Raw genomic sequence first — 6,239 nt, forward strand, 5'->3', positions numbered from 1 at the left:
ACGGCGTACCTGCCCCCGTTCCGCGACACCGCCACCCCGCCGGCCGCCGAGGCGGCCGCGCAGACGGCGTACCTGCCCCCGTTCCGCGAGGACGCCCACGCCCCGGGCGGACCCGGCGCCGGCCAGGGCGCTGCGGACCCGGCGGCCCAGACGGCGTACCTCCCGCCGGTCCGTGACGACGCCCCCGCCCCGGCAGGGGTCGACGCGGCCGCGCAGACGGCGTACCTGCCCCCGTTCCGCGAGGACGCCCACGCCCCGGGCGGACCCGGCGCTGGCCAGGGCGCTGCCGACCCGGCGGCCCAGACGGCGTACCTCCCGCCGGTCCGTGACGACGCTCCCGCCCCGGCAGGGGTCGACGCGGCCGCGCAGACGGCGTACCTGCCCCCGTTCCGCGAGGACGCCCACGCCGCGCCCGGCGCCCACGCCGCGCCCGGCGCCCACGCCGCGCCCGGCGCCCACGCCGCGCCCGGCGCCCACGCCGCGCCCGGCGCCCACGCCGCGCCCGGCGCCCACGCCGCGCCTGGCGGACCTGGCGCCGCTCCGGCAGGGGTCGACGCGGCGGCCCAGACGGCGTACCTCCCGCCGGTCCGTGACGACGCCCCCGCCCCGGCAGGGGCCGACGCGGCCGCGCAGACGGCGTACCTCCCGCCGGTCCGTGACGACGCCCCCGCCCCGGCGGGAGCCGCCCCGGCGGCAGCCGACGGGCCCGGGGGCGGTTCGAGGGAGTACTCCGAGCCGACGCTCGGGGGGAGCACCATCCGGGTCGTCGACCCGGCGCAGGCGCGGGCCGAAGGGCGGTCGCCCATCATCGATCCCGGGCCGCAGCCCGCGCTCGTGACGACCGGGCTCGGTCTGCTCATGGCCGGTGCGGCGGCCCTGGGCGAGCTGGCGCTCGTGGTGCCGCTCGTGCTGCTGCAGGGGCTCACCGCCGCCGGCTGGTTCCGGCTCAACGGCATGTGGCCCGCCCGCCAGGGCATCGCCCTCGCCTTCGCCGGTGCGCTCGTCGCCGACGTCGCCGTCCTCGCCGTGGACGACTCCTACGGCCCGGGCGCCGTCATCGGCACCCTCGGTGCCTGGGTGCTGCTCACCCTGGTCCTCCAGCTCCGCAGCCACGCCGACCCCGACGAGCGCATGTACGGCCTGATGGCCTCGGTGGCGTCCGCCGCCCTGGCGATCGTCTGCGCCGGTTACCTCGCCGCCGACCCGGCCGCGGTCACCGCCGGCACGGTCGCCGTCGCGGTGGCCACCTTCGCCCGGGCCCTGCCGCTGCCGCCGGCCCCGTCGGTCGGGGCCTCCCTGGCCGCCGCCGCGGGCGCCGGCATCGCCGTCGGCGGGCTGACGGCCGTCGGGGTGGCCGGTGGCGCCCTGGTCGGGCTGGTCGCCGGCGCCTGCGCCCTGATCGGCCTGCGCGTGGCGGCGTACGACTACCCGTCGAAGTTCGTCCACATGACGGCGGGCGTGGCCCTCCCGTTGGCCGTCGCCGCGCCGGCCGTCTACCTGATCGGGCGTGTGGTGGGCTGACCCAGTAGCCTCACATGATCATGACCGTGGGAACCGCGGCCACCACCGCGGCCGTCAGCTTCAGGACCACGGTCATGGTCATGGCTACGGCCATGTGATCGTCCACACGGGGGAGGACCAGAGGACCCATGCGCGCCCTGCGAATACTTCTGATCATCGGACTGGTCCTGGCCGGACTCTTCGTCCTGGCCGACCGCCTGGCCGTCGGTTACGCCGAGGACCGGATCGCCGACCGGGTCAAGGTCGGCCGCGGTCAGGCCGCCTCCACCAGCGTGGAGATCCACGGCTTCCCGTTCCTGACGCAGGCGCTCGGCCACGAGCTGGAGCAGGTCGACGTCAAGCTCCAGGGGGTCGAGGCGAGCAACGAGGGGCGCCGGATGCGGATCACCGAGTTCGACGCCCGGTTCCACCAGGTCAAGCTGAACGGGGACTTCTCCGGTGGCACCGCCGGCACCGTCGACGGCTCCGCGCTCGTCTCGTACGAGGACCTCACCAAGGCCTCGCAGAACGGCGTGACCGTGACCTACGGGGGCGCCCCGGGCAAGGTCAAGGTCACCGCCACGGTCGAGATCCTCGGCCGCAGCATCACGCGCAGCGTGGTGTCCACCATCAGCCTGGTGGACGGCACCACCGTCCGGGTCCGCGCCGACGAGGTCCCCGGCGAGGGAATCCCCGGCATCGAGGGCATGGTCCGCAAGAAGACCGATTTCGACCGCCGCGTCGACGGGCTGCCCCGGGGCATCGTGCTGTCCGGCCTGACCTCGGACGCGGGGGGCGTCCACCTGGCCGTCGGCGGCAAGGACGTGGTGCTGGCCGGATCGTGAGACGGCTGGTTCCGCACAGCAGTCATACCCCCTCCGGCCGGACCCCTCGGGGCCTGGCCGGAGGGGGTTTCATCTTGTTCTGCGGACGATTCCGTCTCGCGATATGAAACGCCGGTGACAGGGTGCCGGGTTCCTCCCTACGATCCATGCCTATGAAGCAACAGCAGGCGGACCTCACGAAGCGACGGGCAGTAGACCTGTGTCGCGTCGCCGCCATGCTCTGTCGCCCGATGTGAGCGCCCCGCGCATCCGTACGCACCCCGCTCGATCGTCGGCCGCACACCCGGCCCTTCCGCGTGACCGCACCTGACCGACCGTCCCTGCGCGCCCCAGCCCAGGACGCCCCGGCGCACCCGCTCACGCACGACGACGCACGACGAGCAGCGCAGCACCGCACGCGCACACCGCAGCACAGCAGCCGCAGCACCCCTGCACAGCCCCCGCACACTGCCCCGGAGGAGATCACCATGAGCCGCAGCGACGTCCTCGTCGACGCCGACTGGGTCGAGGCCCACCTGAACGACGCCAACGTCGTGATCGTCGAGGTGGACGAGGACACGTCCGCGTACGACAAGAACCACATCACGAACGCGGTCCGGATCGACTGGAAGAAGGACCTCCAGGACCCGGTCCGCCGCGACTTCATCGACCAGGAGGGCTTCGAGAAGCTCCTGTCGGCCAAGGGCATCTCCAACGACGACACCGTCGTCCTCTACGGCGGCAACAACAACTGGTTCGCGTCCTACGCCTACTGGTACTTCAAGCTCTACGGCCACCAGGACGTCCGCCTCCTCGACGGCGGCCGCAAGAAGTGGGAGCTCGACTCCCGCGACCTGGTCACCGAGGTCCCCGAGCGTCCGGCCACCACGTACAAGGCCAAGCCGCAGGACACCTCCATCCGCGCCTTCCGCGACGACGTCGTGGCCGCGATCGGCACCCGGAACCTGGTCGACGTCCGGTCGCCCGACGAGTTCTCCGGCAAGCTGCTCGCCCCGGCGCACCTGCCGCAGGAGCAGTCGCAGCGTCCCGGCCACGTGCCGAGCGCCCGCAACATCCCGTGGTCGAAGAACGCCAACGACGACGGCACCTTCAAGTCGGACGAGGAGCTCACCGCCCTCTACGAGCAGGAGCAGGTGGACCTGTCGAAGGACACCATCGCCTACTGCCGCATCGGTGAGCGCTCCGCGCTGACGTGGTTCGTGCTCCACGAGCTCCTCGGCCAGGAGAACGTCAAGAACTACGACGGCTCGTGGACCGAGTACGGCTCGCTCGTCGGCGTGCCGATCGAGCTCGGCGCCGCCAAGTAGGACCCCCTCGACCACTTCTTCTCCCAGGACAGGACAGAGAACATGTGCGGAGCACAGATCGGCGGACCCGACGTCTCCACCCTCAAGCCGGGTGAGACGGCCATCCAGGGCCAGGTGACCAAGGACGGCGAGCCCGTCTCGGGCTACGTCCGCCTGCTGGACGGCGGCGGCGAGTTCACCGCCGAGGTCCCGACCTCGGCCACCGGCCAGTTCCGCTTCTACGCGGCGCCGGGCGAGTGGACCCTGCGGGCCCTCATCCCGGGCGGCACGGCCGACCGCAAGGTCGTCGTGACCGAGACCGGCAGCCTGACGGACGTCGCCATCGCCGTCTGAGGCTCATGAACCGGCCGGAGGGCCGCACCCCAGGGGGTTGGACGCCACTGGATCGGGGTGCGGCCCTCCGTCCTTGTTTCCCGTCTTTTCCTCCCCTTCCTTCCCTTGCTTCCTTTCCTTGTTCTTTTCGCCTTCCGCGGCCGGTCCTACGCTGGAGGTATGTACGCCCGGCGCCGGCGCGCCTACTTCCTGATGATGGGCGGATGCCTCGTCCTCTTCGTCTCCGCCTGGGCCTTCGTGCGCCTGTGGTCCGTGCCGGCAGCGGTCGCGATGTGCGTCGTCGCCATGGTGATCCCGCCCGTGGCGGCCGTGGTGGCGAACCGGCGCGGGCCGGACGACCGCTGGTGGGACGATCCGTCCGGGGACCCGCAGTCCGACGCCTGGTGGGACGAGCTCGACGGACGGCGGGACGGCCGACGGGACGAGCGCTGAGACCCAACCGTGACCGGGTGCTCCGCAACCCCGTCCGCCCCACAGGAATCAAACGTGTGCACGGGTGAACCATCCCGTGGTCATGTCCTGTGGGGGGACCCCTTTGGAAGACGTACAGACACGCATTGAGCCTCCGCAAGCGGAGGGCAATGTGCCGGAAGCGGACACTTCGCCGATTCCGGATGCAAAGCGCAGCAAGGGCCGCAAGCGCCGCACACCGGCCCTGATCGCCTCCGCCGCCGCCCTCGGCGTCCTCGCGGGTACGGTCACCGGTTACGCGATCCAGTACGACCGCGAGCCCACCCCGCTGGCCCCGCTGGCCCAGCAGAACCTGCCCGACCCGGCGCCCAAGGCCCCGGACGAGCGGACGACCGCCAAGTCGATCAACGCCCACCGCTGGTCCAGGACCGAGGACGACCTCGTCCCGCTGCTCGTCGACGCGCCGGGCGGGGCCACGGTGACGGACAAGGGCTACCGGCCCGTCGACGTGTTCTCGGCCTCCTTCTACGAGGACCCGGGCGGCGGCCTCGACGGCCTGGTCGGGAGTGGCGTACGGCGGGTCGCGGCCCTGGAGTACGTGGTGGACGACACCGTCTTCGTCGACGTCGCGCTGATCCAGTTCCGCGACCGCGCCGGCGCGGAGGCCTTCCAGCGCCACCAGGTCCACCTCGAGTCGAACAGCCGGCGCGCCGCGAACCGGGGTGTGGACATCCCCGGCGTCCCCGCCGACTTCGGCCGGGCCTTCGTCTACGCGAAGCCCTTGGAGGAGGCCGGGTACCACCCGCTGTACCTGGCGTCTGCCGTCGCCCGGCGCGGGGACGTGGCCGTGTTCATCTCGTACCACGACAACAAGAAGAAGGTCTCGCAGAGCGACATCGTCGATCTGGCCAAGCGACAGATGGAGCGACTGTGACCGAGCAGCACCACGCGTCCGTCCCCGCCGGCGAGGAGCCGGTGCCCGCCGACGCCCCGCAGCCGCCGCCCGCCGACGCCCCGCGTCCGCCGCACGCGCGGCGGCGCACCGCGCTGGTCGCGGGCGGCGTCGCCGTCGCCCTGCTGGCCGGCGGCGGAACCCTGACGGCGCTGGCGGCCACCGCCGACCGTACGGCGCCGACCGCGTACTGGGCGCCGGAGGGCGCCGGCCCCGGCCCGGAGCGCACACCGGCGAAGGTCCCGGCGAACGCGCTCACCGCCAAACTGCTGCCCGTTCCCGACGGGTACACGCTCGGCCCCGACCTCGAAGGGGACGGCAACGACTTCTACGTCTCGGGCGACAAGGCGATGGAGGCGTTCAAGGCGGCCCGCACGGGCCTGTCCACCACGCAGCGCGCCGAGCGCGACAAGGCGCTGGCCGAGCTGAAGCTCAAGGGCATGGCCGGGCGCAGCTACCAGCACGACCCGTCCTTCAGCAGGGACTCCGGCACCACCTTCGAGGTCCAGCTCACGCAGGCGGACCCGCAGGCCCTCGGTGCCTTCTCGGCGTTCGCCAAGAAACTGATCGAGCTGGCGGGCGAGGACCGCAAGGCCCCGCGGATCGACGGGTTCCCGGACGCCCGGTGCGCCCTGGTGGCCGTCTCCGAGGAGCGGAAGGAGAAGGCGAAGGAGAAGGAGATGGAGAAGATCGACGCGCTGGCGTGCGTGGCCGTCGAGGGCGACCTGATGGTGACCTTCCGCGCCTACGGGGGGAAGTCGTTCGACGCCGGCAAGGCCGCTGAGCTCTTCAAGCGGCAGCTCAACCACATGAAGTCCCCGGGGGAGTCCGTATGACCGAGCAGCCCACCACCGACACCGCCCCGGAGACCCCGCCCGCCACCCCGGAGAC

At 72.7% G+C, this 6,239-nt stretch carries 8 protein-coding genes; all 8 read left to right on the forward strand.

Annotated features, from left to right (window positions below; all coding sequences use genetic code 11):
* Nucleotides 1–1,521: hypothetical protein (locus tag EF918_RS37385; protein ID WP_312847881.1), on the forward strand; the 1,521-nt coding region annotated here is incomplete at its 5' end.
* 128 nt (nt 1,522–1,649) lie between these two features.
* Entirely contained in the window at nt 1,650–2,345 is a 696-nt protein-coding gene (locus EF918_RS31120) for a DUF2993 domain-containing protein (protein WP_125652271.1), read from the forward strand.
* 152 nt (nt 2,346–2,497) lie between these two features.
* Complete coding sequence (locus EF918_RS39350) at nt 2,498–2,581, forward strand: Ms5788A family Cys-rich leader peptide (protein ID WP_369009104.1); 84 nt, start codon at nt 2,498–2,500, stop codon at nt 2,579–2,581.
* A gap of 231 nt (nt 2,582–2,812) precedes the next feature.
* Complete coding sequence (locus EF918_RS31125; RefSeq protein ID WP_125652272.1) at nt 2,813–3,652, forward strand: sulfurtransferase; 840 nt, start codon at nt 2,813–2,815, stop codon at nt 3,650–3,652.
* A gap of 42 nt (nt 3,653–3,694) precedes the next feature.
* The gene (locus tag EF918_RS31130; RefSeq protein WP_125652273.1) at nt 3,695–3,985 is read left to right on the forward strand and encodes a DUF1416 domain-containing protein; all 291 of its coding nucleotides are present in this window, start codon (nt 3,695–3,697) and stop codon (nt 3,983–3,985) included.
* A 159-nt stretch (nt 3,986–4,144) separates the two neighbouring features.
* Nucleotides 4,145–4,417, forward strand: a complete 273-nt coding sequence (locus EF918_RS31135; protein ID WP_125652274.1) for a DUF3099 domain-containing protein — start codon at nt 4,145–4,147, stop codon at nt 4,415–4,417.
* 151 nt (nt 4,418–4,568) lie between these two features.
* Nucleotides 4,569–5,330 (forward strand): hypothetical protein, encoded by a 762-nt coding sequence (locus tag EF918_RS31140; protein WP_125652275.1) that lies wholly within the window; start codon nt 4,569–4,571, stop codon nt 5,328–5,330.
* Nucleotides 5,327–6,184 (forward strand): hypothetical protein, encoded by an 858-nt coding sequence (locus EF918_RS31145; RefSeq protein ID WP_260610827.1) that lies wholly within the window; start codon nt 5,327–5,329, stop codon nt 6,182–6,184. The genes EF918_RS31140 and EF918_RS31145 overlap by 4 nt, the downstream gene beginning before the upstream one ends.
* Nucleotides 6,185–6,239: the final 55 nt, after the last annotated feature.

It is taken from the genome of Streptomyces sp. WAC06614 (genome assembly GCF_003949795.1).
Classification (GTDB): Bacteria; Actinomycetota; Actinomycetes; order Streptomycetales; family Streptomycetaceae; genus Streptomyces.